This is a genomic window from Mycobacterium sp. (assembly GCF_035623875.1).
Classification (GTDB): Bacteria; Actinomycetota; Actinomycetes; order Mycobacteriales; family Mycobacteriaceae; genus Mycobacterium.
This window is the reverse complement of sequence record NZ_DASPSP010000193.1, coordinates 1-16,999: the sequence shown is the minus strand read 5'-3', so window position 1 is coordinate 16,999 and position 16,999 is coordinate 1. Positions and strand designations below refer to the sequence as shown.

Sequence of the window (16,999 nt, the reverse complement as noted above, 5' to 3'; positions counted from 1 at the left end):
GTCGATGTGTCGACCGTACCGCGCATGGGACCCCAATGTGCCCTCCCCCGCCGGATCGGCCAACGCGTCTCCCCACCGCAGCGCATCGTCGCCGGCGCGGGGAGCGATAACAAGGGTCATTCGGCCAGTGTGGCGCGGTAGGCATCGGCGTCCAGCAGCGCCGTGAAGTCCTGCTCGAATGACTCTCCGTCGTCGACTTCGAGGTCGATCAGCCAACCGGCACCGTAGGGATCGGAATTCACCAGCTGCGAGTTGCCATCCAGATCGCTGTTCACCGCAACGACTTTCGCCGAAACGGGGGCGAACAAATCCGACACCGACTTGGTCGACTCGACCTCGCCGAAGGACTCGCCCGCTGTCAACTCGGTACCCACATCGGGCAGCTGGACAAACACGACGTCGCCGAGCGCCGACTGCGCGAAGTCCGTGATCCCTACCCGAACGGTGTTGTCCCCGGTACGACGAATCCACTCGTGTTCGGCGGTGTAGTGCAAATCAGGCGGAATTTCGCTCACGGTGTTCCTGTTCCTCCTTGGTTGCTCACTTGACTGGCTGAGCGTATTGGCGCGGTTTTGGTTGTCGCAAGGCGGTGATGTCCACTTTGTCGCTCTGTTGGACCGACATGGTGCCACCGACGCGTTTGACGCTGTCCGCCGCGCCGCCGGGAATGTTCATCGCCGCAGCGAGTGTCGGTGGATCACCAATGGCCAGAACCGAATACGGTGGCATGAGCGTTTTGCCGTCGACGGTCAGCGCGCCGGGCGCCCCGGCGATCCAGGTGTCGACACCTGCTCGCACCACCTGGTGGCCGTCGCCGATCTGGATCGCCTCCGCACCGGCCGCCCGTAGCTCGTTGATCACGTCGAGCATCGCCTCGGGTGCCAGACCTGGTCCGGGGTCTTCGATCCGCACGGTGACGCCCGGACCGGTGGCCCCGACGGTTCCGATCAGGATCGACAGCGCGGCCAGTCGATCCTGCGCATTTTGGATGGCGGCCTGGTCGCTGCTGCCCGACGCCTGCAGCGCGGATAACGTGCGCTGCAGCTCAGCGACTTCGGTGCTCAGCGTCGCCTCCCGCTGATGTAGGGAGTCCAGTAGCACCAGCAGATCCGCCGGACGGGCGGTGTCCAACGAGTCACCGGAATTGTTCTGCCGGACCTGGGTCGCGATGGCGAGACCAAGCAGCAGGCACAGCATCACCGCCAGCGTGCCGAAGACCCTGCGGCCCTGTCCCAGCATGCCGAGAAATCCACGTGGCTGCAGCTCCCCGATCTCGGGCCGCGGCTGGTGCGGCTGCAGTTCATGGCGGCCGTGCTGCGCGGCGTCGTCGGCGGCATGTTGGTGCTGCTGCGCCGTAGTCTCCTCGGCTTTAGCCCCGGACTCGTTGCCCTGCGGTGCGCCTTCGGAATTGGGGTCGCTCATGTCGGCCTCATGCCTGTTACGCCCCGAATAGCCGGCGCCGCAGTGCCGCGGCGTTACCGAAGATCCGGATGCCGAGCACGACGATGATCGCTGTCGACAATTGTGTGCCGACGCCCAACTGGTCGCCGACGTAGACGATCAGCGCGGCGACCAGAACGTTGAAGACGAACGACACCACGAAAACTTTCGGGTCGAAAATCCGCTCCAGATAAGCCCGTAGCCCGCCGAACACCGCATCGAGCGCGGCAACTACCGCGATCGGCAAGTACGGCTGGACGACTTCCGGCACGCTGGGATGAAATACCAAGCCCAGCACGATCCCGACGACCAACGCCGCAATACCGATCATCGGCGCCCTACCCCCTCACCGGCCGTTTCGACGCTGCTCGTCCTGCCACTAGGAATTTCAACATTAAGGCCCAATCTTTTTGGCGAACTTGACATCTCGGACCGCCCCCGCGGGCAGCGTGAGGTCGTCGCGGGCGCTGACGTTGACACCGACGCCGTAAGACGCCTCCAAGAGCCGTAGTCGCCGCAGGCCGGGGCTGCCGTTGAAGACATCCTGCATCGAGTGCGGGGGTCCGACCGCAAGGACCGTATAGGGGCTGCTGATCGGATTATTGTCAACCAGAATCGCGCCGCCTGCCTGCCGGATGGTCACGTTCGGCCCGATGCGGACGCCGCCGACAGAGATCGCTTCAGCGCCGCTGGCCCACAATGAATTGACCACCAGTTGCAGATCCCGGTCAAGGATGATCTGCCGACTGCCGGCCACCCGCTGCTTGGACACGTCGGAAAGATTCGGGCCGAGGCCGGGGTCGGTCACCGTCACACTCAGACCCGGACCGGTGACAGGCGTGCTCGCCGCGGCCAGGCTGAGCCTGTCGAGATTGGCGAGCAGCCGCTGGCCCTGCGCGTCGTCGGCCAACGCCCGCCGCTGAACGTCATCACGTTGCGCCGTAAGCGCATTCCGGCGTCCCGCTAAGTCGCTTGTCGCCGCCTCCTCCGAGCGAACGCTGCCCGCCAGCACCCGTTGGGCCGCGCTCACCCCCGGCGCGACCAGCCGAGCCTGAGCAACGGCGGCGGCGAACACCGTCGCTACCAGCAACGCTGCCAACCCTTGCCAGACCCAGTTCTGAACGCGGGCCCGACCGGTCCGTGGCTCGCCGGAGCGGCCCCGCTTGGCCGCCGCCGCCGCGTAACCGGGATCCAGATGCTCGGAAAGCAAGGCACGCAGCAACGACGGCACCGGTATCAACTGCGGTCGTCCCGCTTCGTGCGCGCTGAGGCCCGCGTCGGGGTCGTAGCCGCCGAGCGCCTGGTCAGCCATCTGCGTCTGCCCTGCTCGGCAGCGGCTTTGCGCGGCCGGCCCGCACCGGGGGCAGCCGCCGCATCACCAACACCACCTGCACCGTGTACAACACGAACGACCACAGGTAGAAGTACGTGCCCCAGATCAAAAAGGCCCAGCCGCAGGCCAAGATGACACGACTCCACGTGGTGTCGTAATGGCCAAGCAAAATAAGCGGAAAGGCCGACATCAGAGCGAAAGTCGCGGCCTTGCCGATATAGATCACGGGTAGCGCGGTGAACCCGCGGGTGCGCAGCAGCGGCAGTTCCGCGGCCAGCAGCACATCGCGGGCCAGCAGGACAGCGATGATCCACCACGGCACGACGCCGCGCAGCCCCAACGCGACCGGAACGGTCACCATGTAAAGCCGGTCGACCGCCGGATCCAGCAACTCCCCCAATTTCGACGACTGGTTCAGCAGTCGGGCGATCTTCCCGTCCGCCCAGTCGGATGCGCCGCTGAACATCAAGATGGCCACCGCCCAGGCATTCGCATGGTCAACCAGCAGCAAGTAGACGAAGACCGGGATCAACATCAACCGGATCGCGCTGAGCACATTGGGCACCGTCAGGAGCCGGTCGTGTGCGGGCCCCTGGTTCATCAGCGCCGCTCCTGCCTATCGCAGCACTCTGCATCGTCGTCGGCGCGCTCCATGACGCGTGACCTTAGCTCGCTTCAGCCTCAGCGGAAGATACCGGGCAGGCTCAGCGCGGAAAGCGAATCGTCGGCCAACGGGTTGTCGTGCACCATGTACGTCCACGTCGACGTCGGGCGGGCCAGCTTGGACAGGTCCACACCCGGCTCCTCCTCGATCGTTGGAGAGGTTTCGAACGTCTGCTGGGCGGCTTCGATCGCGTCGGCCGCCAGGGACGCGAAAGCGTCCACGGCCATCCGGTGAAACTCGTCCAGCGGGTTCTGCCGACCAAGGGCGCGCAAATGGATGCTTTCCCGGATGTCGGCCAGGTAGGCCAGGTGGTCGGCCCAGCCGCGGTCGAGGTGATACAGCATGATCAGCCGGCAGATCGTTTCCAGGCGGTCTTCCGACATGCTCTCGGAGAGCTCCTCATACCGCTCGGGCGCCAGCTCGGCCAGCTCCTTGCGGGCGGCGGCGGTGCTCAGCAGGGTGTTGCGCCGCTCGACGATGATGGCGCGCTGCTGAGCGATCAACTGGTTGTAGCGCCAGGTGTTCGCGTGCACGTCGAGCAGCCGGCCCTCGGCGACCCGCTGGGCATGCTCCAGCAGTCCGGCCACTTTGTTGCTGACGATGCGGCCGTCCTCGTCGGTCCTCGTCGGCAGCTTGTTGGGTTCGAGGTTGGCCGCGGCAACATCGTCCTCCCAGCTGGAGAAGAACACCGATGAACCCGGATCGCCCTGGCGGCCGGCGCGTCCGCGGAGCTGGTTGTCCAACCGCTCGGTGTTGTGCCGACCGGTCCCGACCACGTGCAGCCCACCCAGCTCGACCACCTTGTCGTGATCGGCCTCGTCGGAGCCGCCGAGCCGGATGTCGGTGCCGCGGCCAGCCATCTGGGTCGACACGGTGACCGCGCCCAGCTTGCCAGCCTCGGCGATCACCCGGGCCTCTTCGGCGTCGTTCTTGGCGTTGAGCACCACCGCCGGCACACCGCGACGTTGCAGCCGCTCGTGCAGCTCTTCGGATTCGGCCACGTCGTGGGTGCCGACCAGCACCGGCTGTCCGGTTTCGTGCACCTCGATGATGTGGGCGACGATCGCGTCGTTTTTCGCCGCAGCCGTGATAAACACCCGGTCGGTCTCGTCCTCGCGGATGTTCGGCGTGTTCGGCGGTATCGGGGAAACACCGAGTTTGTAGAACTGCCGCAGCTGCTCACCGGCGGCCAGTGCGGTGCCGGTCATGCCGCAGACCGTCGGATACCGGTTGATCAGTGCCTGCACCGTGATGGTGTCCAGCACCTCACCGGTCTCGGTGGTCTCGATGCCTTCCTTGGCCTCGACTGCTGCCTGCAGACCGTCGGGCCAGCGTTGCAGCTGGGCGATACGGCCGCGGGAGGCGTTGATCAGGTGCACCGCCTCGTCCCGCACGATGTAGTGCACGTCGCGGTGCAGCAGGACATGCGCGTGCAGCGCAACGTTGACCTCGGTGAGTGTGGTGCCGACATGCTCTTCGGAGTACAAATCGATTCCGCCGAGTTCCTTTTCGACTTTGTGAGCCCCGGCCTCGGTCAGGTGGACGTTGCGGCTGTCGGAGTCGGTGTCGTAATCCTCACCGGCCTGCAATTCACCGACCAGCCGAATGATCTCCAGCCGCGGCGTCTCGCGGTGGGTGGTTCCGGCCAGCACCAACGGGACAAGCGCCTCGTCGACCAGCACCGAGTCGGCCTCGTCGATCAGCGCGACGTCCGGGTTCGGCGACACCAGGTCGGCGACGTCGGTGACCAGCTGATCGCGCAGTACATCGAACCCGATCTCATTGACCGAGGCATAGGTGACGTTGCACTGGTAGGCCGCGCGACGCTCCTTCGCCGTCGACTCCGCGGTGACCCAGCCGACCGTCAGACCCAGCGCCTCCAGCAGCGGACCCATCCACTCGGCGTCACGGTGGGCCAGATAGTCGTTGATGGTGACGACGTGAACGTGCCGGCCGCCCAACGCATACCCGGCGGCGGCGATCGCTCCGGCCAGGGTTTTGCCCTCGCCGGTTGCCATTTCGATCACGTCGCCGGCCAGCATGCGCAGCGCGCCGAGGAGTTGCACATCGAACGGCCGTAGCCCGGTGGAGCGTTCGGCCGCTTCCCGCGCGATGGCGAGGAACTGTGGAATGTCGTCGGATTCGGCGAGGTCGTCAAGGTCGAGCAGGCCGGCGGCTTTACGTAATTGCTCGTCGTCGAGGCCGGCGGCCTTCTCGTCATACTCCGAGGAGGCGCTGGCCTGGGCAAGCGAATGGCTTTGATTCTTCTCCGCGCTGGCGCCCAGCAGCCGCCAGAATCGGCTACTCATGCGGCCCGACAGCGCGCTGGTGGTCTTTGGCACAGATCAACGGTACCGGCCGGCGACGATGCAGGGCGGGACGCCCTGAGAAGGAGTCGGCCATTGGGCCGAAGCCGCATCACGCCAGATTGGATCGGCGTGGATAAGCGACTGCGGGGTCGGTCAGCACGTTGACGACGGCGGGTAGGCCGCTGCCGAAGGCGCGTAACAGCGCGGGTCGAAGCTCGGCGGGCGTCGACACCAGCTCGCCGTGTCCACCCAGCGCACGCACCACCTCGTCATAGCGGGTCTCGGGGCGCAGTTCGGCCACCACCGAATAGCCGTACAACGCTTCCATCGGGTGCTTTTCGAGGGCCCAGATCCCGTTGTTGCCGATCAGCGACACCACCGGCACGTTGTGCCGGGCCAGCGTGTCCCATTCCATGCCGCTGAATCCGAAAGCGCCGTCGCCTTGCAGCAAGACCACCTGTCGATCAGGCCGGGCCAGTTTGGCGGCCAGCGCGTAGCCCGGGCCCGAACCGAGGCAGCCGAACGGGCCGCTGTCGAGCCACGCGCCCGGCACATAGCTGTCGATGACCCGGCCCGCGTAGGACCCGAAATCACCGGCGTCGACGACGATGATCGCGTTGCGGTCCAGCAGTGGCGCCAGTTCGGCGTAGACCCGCATCGGATGCAGCGGGCTGCGGTCGTCAGCCAGATCGGCCCGTTCGCGGTCTCGAGCCGTCGTCTCGGCCGCCCGCAACCCGGCGAGCCAGTCACCGTGACCGGCCGCGCCGGCGGCGATCGTTTCACCCAGCGCGGTCAAGGTGGCCGACAGGTCACCGTAGAGACCGGCGGCGATCGGCCGTGGATGGTCACGGTCGGGTCGGGCGCGATCAGCCACGATCAGTTGGGTTTCTGCTCCGAACACCCCGCCGAAGCCCAGCCGGAAATCCATTGGCACCCCCACGACGACCGCAACGTCAGCCTCCGCCAACGCTTTTGACCGTGCCCGTGAAAAGGCCAGCGGATGGTCTGCGGGCACGGTGCCGCGGGCCATGCCGTTCATCAGCACCGGTATCCGTCGCTGCTCGGCCAGGCGTAGCAGCGCCGCTTCCGCGTGCCCCCACCACACGTTGGTGCCCGCCATGATCACCGGACGCCGCGCGGCGGCCAGCAAACCAGCCGCGCGGTCGAGTGTGTCGCCGTCGGCCAGAGGTGGTGCCGGCGTGTCGGTCAGCGCACCGGGGTGCCCGTCGTCGGCGGCCACGGAAAAGACATGGTCCATCGGGAAGTCGACGAACGCGACACCCGACGGCGCGCCGACGGTGGCCCGCAGCGCCTCGTCGACAAGCCCGCTGACGGCCTCGGCCGACGGCGCGGTGGCAGCGAAGCGGGTCAGCGGTGCCACGAACGGAACGTGGTCGATCTCCTGCAGCGATCCCATCCCCCAGCGCTGCGCCGGCGCCCGACCTCCGAGAACCAATAGCGGCGAGGAGTTCTGCTGCGCGGCGGCCATCGCGCTCATCCCGTTGGTCACGCCCGGACCGGCGGTCAGCGCGGCGACACCCGGCTGGCGCGTCACCTTCGACCAGCCTTCGGCCGCGAAGGCGGCGGTCTGCTCGTGCCGGGTGTCGATCAGCCGGATACCCTCATGCTTGCAGCCGTCATATATCGAAAACAGATGGCCACCCGACAAGGTGAAAACCGTGTCGATCCCGCTGGCCTTCAGCCGGCGCGCGACCAGCCGGCCCGCGTGGAAGGTGTTCTCCGCGTCGGTGTCCATCCGCCGAGCGTACGACCGGGCTTCGGCGGCGAAGCTGCCCGCCTCGCCAACGCGTTGACCACCCCCCTGCGGTAGCTTCGCGAGCAAGTCCGTCTGGCGAGCGTTCGACGCACACCTAGTACCGCTAGCCCAAAACCAGAGGAGCAGGCGCACCGTGGAGCTGTTCAAGCCATCCATCAACTGGGGTCACGCGCTGGCCGATTCATTGTCCTGGGTGGCGCTGGCATGGCTGATCAGCGCGGTGTGCGTGGTCGCCGTGCTGGCGCTACTGCGAGCGCTCACGCCGTGGGGTCACCAATTCTGGCGGATCACCGGCGATTACTTCATCGGTCGGCACAGCTTCCGGGTGTGGCTGATGCTCGGGACGCTGCTGTTGTCGGTCGTCGTTGCTGTGCGCCTCAATGTGCTGTTCAGCTATCAGGCCAACGATCTGAGCTCGTCCGTCCAGACCGCCGTGCAGGGCATGGCCATTCACGACAAGGCCGTGAAACAGTCGGGTGTACATGGCTTTTGGATGTCGATTTTGATCTTCAGCATCATGGCGGTACTGCATATCGCTCGCTTCATGCTCGACATCTATCTCATGCAGCGCTTCGTCGTGGCGTGGCGGGTTTGGCTCACCGAGCGGCTCACCGGCGACTGGCTGGAGGGGCGGGCGTATTACCGCGGCAGGTTCATCGACAGCACCATCGACAACCCCGACCAGCGTATTCAGCAAGACATCGACGTTTTGACCGCCAACGTGGGAGCCACCCCCAACGTGCCGTCCAACGGCACCAGCAGCGTGCTGTTGTTCGGTGCGGTCAATGCGATGTTGTCGGTGGTCTCGTTCACGGCGATTCTGTGGAATCTGTCCGGACCACTCAACTTGTTCGGTGTCAGCCTGCCCAAAGCGATGTTCTGGATCGTCATCGTCTACGTGTTGTTCGCCACGATCGTCGGCTTCCGGATCGGACGGCCGCTGATCTGGCTCAGCTTCCGCAACGAGCTGACCAACGCCGCCTTCCGTTATGCGCTGGTGCGCGTGCGCGACGCCGCTGAGGCAGTGGGCTTCTACCGGGGCGAGCGGGCCGAACGCGCGCAGCTGAACGGCCGGTTCCGCCCGATCATCGACAACTATCTGCGGTTTGTGAACCGGACCGTCGGCTGGTTCGGCTTCAACCTGTCGGTGAGCCAGGCGATCGTCCCGCTGCCCTGGGTGATCCAGGCGCCGCGGCTGTTCGCCGGCCAGATCCGGTTCGGCGACGTCACGCAGACCGCGGTCGCGTTCGGCAGCATCAGCGACGGGCTGTCCTTCTTCCGTAACGCCTACGACCAGTTCGCGAGCTATCGCGCGGCGATCATCCGGCTCAACGGCCTGGTGGAGGCCGACGAGAAGGCCCGCGAGCTGCCCGAGCTGCTGGTCAAATCAAGCCTCGACGGCGAAGTCGACATCGAGAGCGTAGAGGTCCGCACCCCGGACGGCGACCAGCTCATCGACCCACTGGACGTGCACTTGACCACCGGCGACGCACTGGTAATCACCGGCCCGTCCGGCAGCGGCAAGACGACGCTGCTGCGCAGCCTCGCTCAGCTGTGGCCGTACGCGACCGGAACACTGCGCCGACCCGACGGCCCCGCCACCATGTTCCTCTCGCAGCTTCCCTACGTGCCGCTGGGTGATCTGCGGGCAGTGGTGTCTTATCCGGCGGCCGAGGGCGACGTGTCTGACGACCAACTTCGCGACGTGCTGAACAAGGTTGTGTTGGGGCATCTGGTCGACCAGCTCGACGAGATTCAGGACTGGGTGAAGGTTTTGTCACCCGGAGAGCAGCAGCGGGTCGCGTTCGCTCGGGTCCTGTTGACCAAACCCAAGGCAGTATTTCTCGACGAAGCCACGTCAGCGATGGATGAGGGGCTGGAGTTGGCGATGTACCGGCTCCTACGCAGCGAGTTGCCGGACACCATCCTGGTCAGCGTCAGTCACCGCAGCACGGTCGAACACCACCACAATCAGCGGCTCGAGCTGCTCGGCGCAGGCCAATGGCGGCTGGGCCCGCTGGAAGGCGAGCCCGCCCGGGTCTAGCCCGCCGCGTGCGTTCCGGCGCTGAGTTTTAGCGCGCCTAGGCGCGCCCGGCCCCGCGGGCCGCGTGCGTTCCGGCGCGGCGGCCGAAGAACGATCCCTCGCCGAGCTGCGTGCCGCTGGCGTACCCCTTGCCGTCCTGGGCGATATTGGATGCGCACGCGCCGACCGCATAAAGGCCCGGGATTACGCTGTCATCGGGGCGTTGCACCTCGCCGTCGACTGTGACGTTCAGGCCGCCCATTGTGAATCCGGAGTACATCGCCCGCCCGAGTGACAGATCGAACACCGCCCAGGGCCCATTATCTTGCGGCGCAACATATTCCGGTTGCTTGTGGAAATCTGGATCCTCACCCTCAGCGGCAAACTCGTTGTAGCGGTTCAGCGTCGCCGCGAAGTTGCCTGCAGGTATGCCGAGCGCCGTCTCCAATTCGGCGACCGTTTCGTAGCCGTCGAGGAACCGAATCAACGGCATCGCGGGCATCTCGCTATGGGCCTCGTCGACAATCAGGTACGCGGTCTGGTCTGGCTGCTCCAGCACGAAAGCCGATGTGCGCGAGTGGTAGGAGTCCTCGGCGACGAAGCGCTTGCCCTCCTTATTCACAATCAGACCCGTTAGCAGAACTTCCGGCGGATAGGCAGCCGCGGTGATGAACATTTCGCTCATGTTCTCGACGGCGCCCCCGGCCGAGACGCCCATCCGCACGCCCAGTCCGTCGTCGTTGGGGTTGCCCAGGATGTAGGGTGCCACGAGCCCGTGGTGTTTGGTGCGCCGCGGCTGGCCCAGCGCGGGAGTGTATTCCGCGACCATCTCCGGGTTCATCGCGAAACCGCCGGCGGCGATGACGACCGCTTTGGCCATGACCGCGCCGGTCTCGGTGAAGTGTTTCCAGGCGACGCCGACCACGGCGCCGTCGGCGTCCAGGATCAGATTCGTTGCCCCGGTTTCGTATCGGATCTGCACCCCCAAGTCGTCGGCGCGTTTGACCAACAGGTCGATCACCATGGCCGCGCCGCCAAGTTCGCCGGGCACCGGCACGGAGTGCCCGCGCGGCGAGGGTTTGGCCTGCTCGCAGAAGGGCCACACCTTTTCGTTGCCGGTATAGCTCAAGCCTTCGGTACCCGGCGGGACGACCACTTTTCCCGGGAAGTAGCTGCGCTCGAACTGAAAGCCCAAGTCCTCCAACCAGTTGAAGTGCTCGACGCTGCCGTCGCAATAGGCGCGGATCTTCTCGTGGTCGGGTTGGCGCGATACCGCGACGAGATACTTGTACATCTCCTCGGGCGAGTCGGGATGCCCGGTCGCCTGCTGGACCGCGGTGCCGCCGCCGAGGTAGAAGTGCCCTCCGGCGAGCGCGGTGGTGCCGCCGGCCGCGGCGGCGCGTTCCAGCACCAGAACCCGCGCGCCGGCGGCGGCCGCGCTCACCGCTGCGCAGCCACCCCCGATACCGAAACCGATCACCACCACGTCGACGTCGTCCGACCACGACGACACGTCGTCAGCGCTGAAAGTTGCTGGTATTTCAGTGCTCACTGGCGCCGCTCCACGTCATCGCTACATCCCCCTCGCCGCTGCGCGGCTGGGGGTGCCCCCACTGCATCATCGCCGGCGCAGCTCACCGCTGCTCCTGCTTGATGTAATCGAAGAACTGCCGCATCTCGGCAGAGAAATGCGCGACCTCCACGAACGGCACCCCGGCCTGCGGGGCAGACAAATAAGCGAACCGCAGACCGCCGGGCATCACGCCCTGCTGAACCACCGACGCACCGTGCTCGCTTGCGGCGGCCAAGGTTTCTGCGAACTGCTCGGGGCTGTCGGCCTCGACGCAGATGTGGTGCAAACCCGGCCCGCTGTCTCGCAGAAAGTCGCTATAGATATTAGGGCCGCGGACCGGTGCGATCAGCTCCAACTGCATGTCGCCGAGATAGCTCAGTGAAATGCTGGCGACGAAGTCGGCTGGTCTGCCGAGGTAGCTGCAGGTGTCCGGCGCGAAGTGCACATCGGGCAACCTCACCCATTTTTTGACGCCTAACAGGCCGGTGAGGGCCGTTTCAGTGGCGTCGAGGTCGTGAGTCACCCAGGCGATCTGGACCGGCGACCCGACGGAAAGGCTCATCGCCTCGCAGGATATCCCAGCGTTCTCCCCGGCAGAAAGACGTTGCCACCACCAGCTCTTTCAGTCACCGCAGGCAGGAGTTGAACACGTTCTAATCCGGCGACGATGCCCGGTACGGCATCGCGCCGACGTCAGGCTGGGTCAGCACACCGACCAGCAGCCGAACCTGGGTGTCGAACACCGCCTCGGGGTCGCTGAGCGTGTCGGTACCGTATTGCCCGAACACCTCCAGGCTGATTGCACCCACCACGCCGGCCCAGACCGCGAAACATTTGGCAATGACGGGGTCGTCGCCGGGGAAACCGAATTCCTGGCGAAGCCGTTCAAAGTCTGACGATATCGGTTGTGGCGCAGGGGAATTGGTCAGCATGATGTCGCCGGTCGCAATGCCGGCGGCGACGGCGTCGAACAAGGCGCTGACCACCCGCGTTCCGGGCCCGACCGTCCGCTCGGCCGGTGCGTGGTAGCCGGGCACCGGGCTGCCGTACAGCAGCGCCCAGCTGGCCGGGTGCGCGATGGCCCAGCTACGGGCGGCGTGCGCGATCGCGATGACGTCGTCGCTCCACAGGTCGGGTACCGCGTCGCGGGCGCGATCCACTGCGTCGGCAAGGTCGGAATAGGCGTCGACGAGCAACAACGTCAGCAGCTCGTCACGGCTGGACACATATCGATACACCGCGGAGGACACCATGCCGAGGTCGCGGGCGATGGCACGCAGCGACAGCCCGGCCGCGCCGTGTTCTACCAGGTGGCGCCGGCCGAGCTCGATGATCTGCGCCTCGATGCGCTCACGCGAGTCGCGCCGCTTGCCCATCGACCCATTCTGGCACAAAAGAGATCGGTGCTCTTGAACTTCCGCCGCAGGTGTGGCACTGTCATATCCACCGAGAGCACCGCTCTCTAACGGCTGAGTCAAGGGAGATGTGTCATGTCAGTGCGCTACGACGAACCCAATCGAGCGGCCCGGGCCGCCAACGCGCTGATCGGTTGGCTGGCCGAGTTGGGCATCAGCATCGCCGGCACCAGGGCGCTTCGCGTGCGCGGCCGCAAAACCGGCAAATCGCGCGGCGTCGTGGTGAACGTGCTGACCGTGGACGGTGTCGACTATCTCGTGTCTCCACGCGGCACCACGCAGTGGGTCCGCAATGTCCGCGCCGCCGGTGTCGTCGACGTGGGGCCGCGGTGGCATCGTCGCCGACTCCACACCACTGAGGTGTCCGACTCGGCGAAGGCAGAGCTGCTGAGGCGATACCTGGACAGGTGGTATTGGGAGGTCAAAGGCCATATCGCCGGGCTGACTCCCGACTCCGGCGATGACGAGTTGCGCGCTGCGGCGCCGTCTATCCCCGTTTTCGCGCTGGCAAGTTCGGGCTGATTTGCTAAGCGGCCGGGGCGGCGGGGCCGTTGGATACGCTCACATCATCGCGGATCTGCTGCGAGGTGGCCTGCCACGACACCGCCGCCGGGGAATTGCCCCAGACGCTGTTGAGTATTCCGACGATCATGGCCTGCCCGATCGGGTTGATGATGTACACCGGTCCGCCGGAATCGCCTTTCTGGCTGATGACGCCGTTGCCCATGGTGAACCAGCCGTTGTTGACATCCTGGACCGTTCCGCAGGTCTCGCCGGTGGCGAAACCGAAATGACAGACGGGTTCACCGGGCGTAACGACAAGGCCCGGGTCCGATTGCAGCACGCGTCCGCCGGGCAGGATGTTGTTCGCCGTGACGGCATCGGTCAGCATAATCGACTCGTAGTCGCTGATCTGCTGCTCGGTGCCCACGATCGCGCCATTAGGTATGTTGTCCCGGAACGTCGCCAGGTTGCCGATGACGTGGTTGTCCTTGTCGGTCACCGGTCCAGCGCCGCGGCAATGCCCAGCGGCGAACGCCACGTGCAGAGCCGGGTCGACGTAACCCAAGGTGCACGAAAGGCCGCCCTGGTGGATTTCCATGCCGGGAAAGACGAGCACGGGGTCAGCGGCGGCCATTATCGGAAAACAGGCGGCCAGTATCCCGCCGGAAACCGTCGCGGCGAATACGCGGACTACCGGACTGCCCACCGTCGACTCCGATCCGTCAGGAGCCGGCGCGGCACCGGCCGGCTATCAGGTTACCGACCGAAGACTGCCTGCGGTAATGCCGGAGAGCCGATCGGTTGGGAGCGCGCCGGCCCGGTCCGGTGCCGGCTATGGGCCGTCGCGCTCCCCATCCCGATCAGGGAATCGTCAGCACCTGTCCCGGCTGGATCAGATCGGGGTTGGCGATGCCGCTGGCGTCGGCGATGATCTGGTACTTGCTGCCGTCGCCGTAGAACCGCTCGGAGATGGCCCACAAGGTGTCGCCGGATTCGACAGTGTAGGTCCGGGCGGCGGGCTCAGGCTCGGGCGTCGCGGCGACCTCCTCTGCGTGCGCCCCCTCGGCCGCCGGGGCCGCTTCGGCTGCCGGCTCCGGCGGTGGCGGAGCATCGGTCTCGGTCTTCGTTGACCACGCCGCGCCGTCGGCGGCGTAGAGCACCAGGTTGCGGTCGTCCTGCAGGACGAGCCTGACATTCTTCTTGCCCTTGGTGTCGGTGTGCCACACCGGCTTGTCGGCGGTGTAAAGGACGAAGTTGCCGTCGTTCTGGACCTCGGCGCGGACCACGTCTTGGCCGTTGGTCCCCGAGGCCCAGATCGCGTGGCCGCGCGATGCCAACACCAGGTTGCCGTCGTCTTGCAACGTCAGGGTGTAGGCCCCGTTGCTTGAGGTAAGCGATTCACCCTTGACAAGTTTTTGTCCGCCGGTGAGCGTGTCTGCCACAGCATTCCCTCCTCATCATCGCGCCCCGGACGGGTACCGGCCGGGCGTCGTTACCACTGTACGACGAGGCGGAGCTTACTGATCTCGGCTCTGCGATGGGCGCTTTCGGCTCGCAGTAATAAAAACGATTGATGAACGACTGCTAACCGCCGACCCGGCGACCGCTGACGGCTACCTCGGGCCCGACAGGCGTGCGGGGCTGCCAGCCCGGAGGACCGAAGACGTAACCCAACCGGTCGCTCAGCCGTGTGGCCGACCGGAAATCACGGGCGATAGCCAGATATTCGTGCGTCTGCAGCTTCCAGACGTTGAAGGTGTCGACTTGTTTGGTCAACCCGTAGTGCGGACGGAAGGTCTCTTGGCGGAACGTGCCGAACAGTCGGTCCCAGACGATGAAAATCCCGCCGTAATTCTTGTCGAGATACTCGGGATCCATGCCGTGGTGCACCCGGTGATGTGACGGCGTATTGAAGACGAACTCGAACGGCGCCCACATTCTGCCGATCCGCTCCGTGTGCACCCAGAACTGGTAGATCAGGTTGATCGAGAAGCTGACGAAAACCATCCAGGGCGGAATTCCCAACAGCGGCAACGGAATCCACATCAGAATCTCGCCACTGTTGTTCCATTTCTGGCGCAGCGCGGTGGCGAAATTGAAGTACTGGCTGGAGTGGTGGGCCTGGTGGGTCGCCCAGATCAGCCGAACCCGATGCGCGATGCGGTGATAGCAGTAATACAGCAGATCCACGCCGAGGATCGCGATCACCCAGGTGTACCAGCGCGTCGCGGACAAGTGCCATGGAGCCAGGTAGGCGTAGATCGCGGCGTAGCCAAGCAGGGCGATGAATTTCCAGCCCGCCGTGGTGGCCACTGAAACCAGCCCCATCGTGATGCTTGCCCAGGAATCGGCGGTCAGGTAGGCGCCCGACCCCGGACGGGCGGAACGCTGAGCGTCGGTGGCGGCTTTCGCGTTGGATTCCCGCTCAAGATGTTGCAGTTTGCGGGCGGCCGTCCACTCCAAAATCAACAGCAGGAGGAAAAACGGAATCGCGAATAGCACCGGGTCCCGCATCTGGTCGGGCAGCACGGATAAGAAATCCCCGATCGCGTTCACATCTCATACCCTACGACGTCGGCGACCTGGGCTTAAAGGCTGACCTGGACTAGTTCGCCCGCGGCGCGCGGGGCATCGGGTCGTCCTGGTCGCCGGCATACCAGTGCACCGCCTGAACGCCTGGCTGCAGGGACAGGTCTGCGACGAGCTGCTCCAAGCGGGCCGGCGCGTGCCTGCCGCTGAGCAGGTAGGCGGTCAAGGCGATACTATCGTCGCCCGCATGCCCGGTATGAACCCCGCGCAGCACGAAGTCGCCGCCGCTGGTGTGCTGAACAATCTGGGCGCGTACGTGTTTTTCTTGCTTGGGTCGACACATCACTTGTAGTTGGTACGGCTGGTCATCCTCGTCCTCTTGCACCACGTTGCCGCGGTCGATCAGGCGGCCCAGCGGCCGTCCCAGCAGGTGAATCCCGACGATGGTGCCGGTGGCAATCAGGGCGTACAGCAGATGCCCACCGGCCGCGAGCACACCGACCGCGGCCGAGCACCACAGGGTTGCGGCGGTGTTGAGTCCGTGCACGTTGAACCCCTCGCGCAGGATCACCCCACCGCCGAGGAAGCCGACCCCGGACACCACGTACGACGCCATCCGGGTAGCGCTGGTGTCGTAGGTGACGACCGCATAGAGCACGAACAACGTCGCACCCGTGGCCACCAGGGCATTGGTGCGTAGTCCAGCCCGCCGCGCCTGCCACTGCCGCTCAATCCCGATGAGGGCACCGCAGCCGACCCCGACGCCCAGACGCAGCAAGAACTCGGCGATACTCAGCGTCTGCATGACGCGGCTCTCCTTTTCTCTGTGCAGACCTGAGTACCAGTTTGGACGAGTCCCGTGAGTTTGGGCTGCACTGGGTGACTTTTACGCCCAGCTGGAGCCGACGGCGCTGTCGGTGGTGTTCATGTTGTTGCCGGCGGTTTGCACCTTGGAGCCATGAGCGTTGGCTTGTTGGTAGATGACCTGGAAGTTGCGGCCCAACTGGGTGATGAACTCCTGGCAGGCCACCGAACCCGAGCCGCCCCAGAAGTCACCGGCGGCCAGCACATCGCGCACGATGGACTGGTGCTCGGCTTCCAACGAGGCGGCCTGGGAGCGAATCAACGCGCCGTGAGCGTCCACGTCGCCGAACTGGTAACTGATCGACATAGCGTTCTCCTAAAACTCGTGTCGCGGTTTGGGCTAGCTGGACAGGATCTGCTGGGAGGCCTGCTCTTGCTGCTCGTAGTTGTTGGCGTCGCGGATCAAACCGTCGCGCACCCCGTGCAGCATGTTGACGATGTTGCGAAACGCCTGATTCATCTGGCCCATGGTGTCATAAGACGTCATCTGCGCCGTACCACTCCAGCCGGCACCGGCGATGTTTTGGCTCGATGCCCACATCTTGCGGGCCTCGTCCTCCACCGTCTG

General features: G+C 65.5%; 18 protein-coding genes. 2 read left to right on the top strand and 16 right to left on the bottom strand.

What is annotated here, in order from left to right:
* Positions 1–116: 116 nt before the first annotated feature.
* The 7 genes from gcvH to VEI45_RS15940 all read right to left on the bottom strand — a co-directional run bounded on the left by gcvH (position 117) and on the right by VEI45_RS15940 (position 7,502).
* Positions 117–515 carry a glycine cleavage system protein GcvH gene (gene gcvH, locus VEI45_RS15970; protein WP_324854874.1) on the bottom strand — a complete coding sequence of 133 codons (399 nt, stop codon included), beginning with the start codon at positions 513–515 and terminating at the stop codon, positions 117–119.
* Positions 516–540: 25 nt separating this feature from the next.
* The gene (locus VEI45_RS15965) at positions 541–1,422 is read right to left on the bottom strand and encodes a DUF881 domain-containing protein (RefSeq protein ID WP_324854872.1); all 882 of its coding nucleotides are present in this window, start codon (positions 1,420–1,422) and stop codon (positions 541–543) included.
* Between the two features lie 16 nt (positions 1,423–1,438).
* Positions 1,439–1,771, bottom strand: a complete 333-nt coding sequence (locus tag VEI45_RS15960; protein ID WP_085195546.1) for a small basic family protein — start codon at positions 1,769–1,771, stop codon at positions 1,439–1,441.
* 63 nt (positions 1,772–1,834) lie between these two features.
* Positions 1,835–2,752, bottom strand: coding sequence for a DUF881 domain-containing protein (locus VEI45_RS15955; protein ID WP_324854869.1), 918 nt, complete (start codon positions 2,750–2,752; stop codon positions 1,835–1,837).
* The gene (locus VEI45_RS15950) at positions 2,745–3,374 is read right to left on the bottom strand and encodes a CDP-alcohol phosphatidyltransferase family protein (protein WP_324854867.1); all 630 of its coding nucleotides are present in this window, start codon (positions 3,372–3,374) and stop codon (positions 2,745–2,747) included. Before VEI45_RS15950 ends, VEI45_RS15955 begins: the two co-directional genes overlap by 8 nt.
* Positions 3,375–3,454: 80 nt before the next feature.
* Positions 3,455–5,779 carry an accessory Sec system translocase SecA2 gene (gene secA2 / locus VEI45_RS15945; protein ID WP_324854865.1) on the bottom strand — a complete coding sequence of 775 codons (2,325 nt, stop codon included), beginning with the start codon at positions 5,777–5,779 and terminating at the stop codon, positions 3,455–3,457.
* 76 nt (positions 5,780–5,855) lie between these two features.
* Positions 5,856–7,502 carry an acetolactate synthase gene (locus tag VEI45_RS15940; protein WP_324854863.1) on the bottom strand — a complete coding sequence of 549 codons (1,647 nt, stop codon included), beginning with the start codon at positions 7,500–7,502 and terminating at the stop codon, positions 5,856–5,858.
* 154 nt (positions 7,503–7,656) lie between these two features.
* Here VEI45_RS15940 and VEI45_RS15935 point away from each other — a divergent pair, with 154 nt between their 5' ends.
* On the top strand, positions 7,657–9,567 hold the full coding sequence (locus VEI45_RS15935; RefSeq protein WP_324854861.1) for an ABC transporter ATP-binding protein/permease: 1,911 nt from the start codon (positions 7,657–7,659) through the stop codon (positions 9,565–9,567).
* Between the two features lie 37 nt (positions 9,568–9,604).
* On the opposite strand, the gene VEI45_RS15930 is transcribed toward VEI45_RS15935, so the two are convergent.
* The 3 genes from VEI45_RS15930 to VEI45_RS15920 all read right to left on the bottom strand — a co-directional run bounded on the left by VEI45_RS15930 (position 9,605) and on the right by VEI45_RS15920 (position 12,495).
* A complete protein-coding gene (locus VEI45_RS15930; RefSeq protein WP_324854859.1) occupies positions 9,605–11,098 on the bottom strand; it encodes an FAD-binding protein in 1,494 nt (497 codons plus the stop codon).
* Positions 11,099–11,180: 82 nt separating this feature from the next.
* Positions 11,181–11,681: a VOC family protein gene (locus VEI45_RS15925; protein WP_324854857.1), complete on the bottom strand. Its 501-nt coding sequence runs from the start codon at positions 11,679–11,681 to the stop codon at positions 11,181–11,183.
* A gap of 91 nt (positions 11,682–11,772) precedes the next feature.
* A complete protein-coding gene (locus VEI45_RS15920) occupies positions 11,773–12,495 on the bottom strand; it encodes a TetR/AcrR family transcriptional regulator (protein ID WP_324854855.1) in 723 nt (240 codons plus the stop codon).
* 114 nt (positions 12,496–12,609) lie between these two features.
* Here VEI45_RS15920 and VEI45_RS15915 point away from each other — a divergent pair, with 114 nt between their 5' ends.
* Positions 12,610–13,056: a nitroreductase/quinone reductase family protein gene (locus VEI45_RS15915; protein ID WP_324854853.1), complete on the top strand. Its 447-nt coding sequence runs from the start codon at positions 12,610–12,612 to the stop codon at positions 13,054–13,056.
* A 4-nt stretch (positions 13,057–13,060) separates the two neighbouring features.
* On the opposite strand, the gene VEI45_RS15910 is transcribed toward VEI45_RS15915, so the two are convergent.
* The 6 genes from VEI45_RS15910 to VEI45_RS15885 form a co-directional block, all read right to left on the bottom strand.
* Complete coding sequence (locus tag VEI45_RS15910) at positions 13,061–13,672, bottom strand: hypothetical protein (protein WP_414687503.1); 612 nt, start codon at positions 13,670–13,672, stop codon at positions 13,061–13,063.
* Positions 13,673–13,898: 226 nt separating this feature from the next.
* Positions 13,899–14,480 (bottom strand): LysM peptidoglycan-binding domain-containing protein, encoded by a 582-nt coding sequence (locus VEI45_RS15905; protein WP_324854848.1) that lies wholly within the window; start codon positions 14,478–14,480, stop codon positions 13,899–13,901.
* Between the two features lie 142 nt (positions 14,481–14,622).
* The gene (locus VEI45_RS15900; RefSeq protein ID WP_414687502.1) at positions 14,623–15,552 is read right to left on the bottom strand and encodes a sterol desaturase family protein; all 930 of its coding nucleotides are present in this window, start codon (positions 15,550–15,552) and stop codon (positions 14,623–14,625) included.
* Positions 15,553–15,643: 91 nt separating this feature from the next.
* Entirely contained in the window at positions 15,644–16,372 is a 729-nt protein-coding gene (locus VEI45_RS15895; protein ID WP_324854844.1) for an MgtC/SapB family protein, read from the bottom strand.
* Between the two features lie 81 nt (positions 16,373–16,453).
* Entirely contained in the window at positions 16,454–16,738 is a 285-nt protein-coding gene (locus VEI45_RS15890) for a WXG100 family type VII secretion target (RefSeq protein WP_324854842.1), read from the bottom strand.
* Between the two features lie 33 nt (positions 16,739–16,771).
* Positions 16,772–16,999 (bottom strand): WXG100 family type VII secretion target (locus VEI45_RS15885; protein ID WP_324854840.1); only part of this gene is annotated, 228 nt, incomplete at its 5' end.

What these genes read in the sequence shown, in the direction of transcription:
- VEI45_RS15965 (WP_324854872.1), bottom strand. Translation starts at nt 1,422, where the DNA reads ATGAGCGACCCCAATTCCGAAGGCGCACCGCAGGGCAACGAGTCCGGG.
- VEI45_RS15960 (WP_085195546.1), bottom strand. Translation starts at nt 1,771, where the DNA reads ATGATCGGTATTGCGGCGTTGGTCGTCGGGATCGTGCTGGGCTTGGTA.
- VEI45_RS15955 (WP_324854869.1), bottom strand. Translation starts at nt 2,752, where the DNA reads ATGGCTGACCAGGCGCTCGGCGGCTACGACCCCGACGCGGGCCTCAGC.
- VEI45_RS15950 (WP_324854867.1), bottom strand. Translation starts at nt 3,374, where the DNA reads ATGAACCAGGGGCCCGCACACGACCGGCTCCTGACGGTGCCCAATGTG.
- VEI45_RS15940 (WP_324854863.1), bottom strand. Translation starts at nt 7,502, where the DNA reads ATGGACACCGACGCGGAGAACACCTTCCACGCGGGCCGGCTGGTCGCG.
- VEI45_RS15925 (WP_324854857.1), bottom strand. Translation starts at nt 11,681, where the DNA reads ATGAGCCTTTCCGTCGGGTCGCCGGTCCAGATCGCCTGGGTGACTCAC.
- VEI45_RS15920 (WP_324854855.1), bottom strand. Translation starts at nt 12,495, where the DNA reads ATGGGCAAGCGGCGCGACTCGCGTGAGCGCATCGAGGCGCAGATCATC.
- VEI45_RS15915 (WP_324854853.1), top strand. Translation starts at nt 12,610, where the DNA reads ATGTCAGTGCGCTACGACGAACCCAATCGAGCGGCCCGGGCCGCCAAC.
- VEI45_RS15910 (WP_414687503.1), bottom strand. Translation starts at nt 13,672, where the DNA reads ATGGCCGCCGCTGACCCCGTGCTCGTCTTTCCCGGCATGGAAATCCAC.
- VEI45_RS15900 (WP_414687502.1), bottom strand. Translation starts at nt 15,552, where the DNA reads ATGCGGGACCCGGTGCTATTCGCGATTCCGTTTTTCCTCCTGCTGTTG.
- VEI45_RS15895 (WP_324854844.1), bottom strand. Translation starts at nt 16,372, where the DNA reads ATGCAGACGCTGAGTATCGCCGAGTTCTTGCTGCGTCTGGGCGTCGGG.
- VEI45_RS15890 (WP_324854842.1), bottom strand. Translation starts at nt 16,738, where the DNA reads ATGTCGATCAGTTACCAGTTCGGCGACGTGGACGCTCACGGCGCGTTG.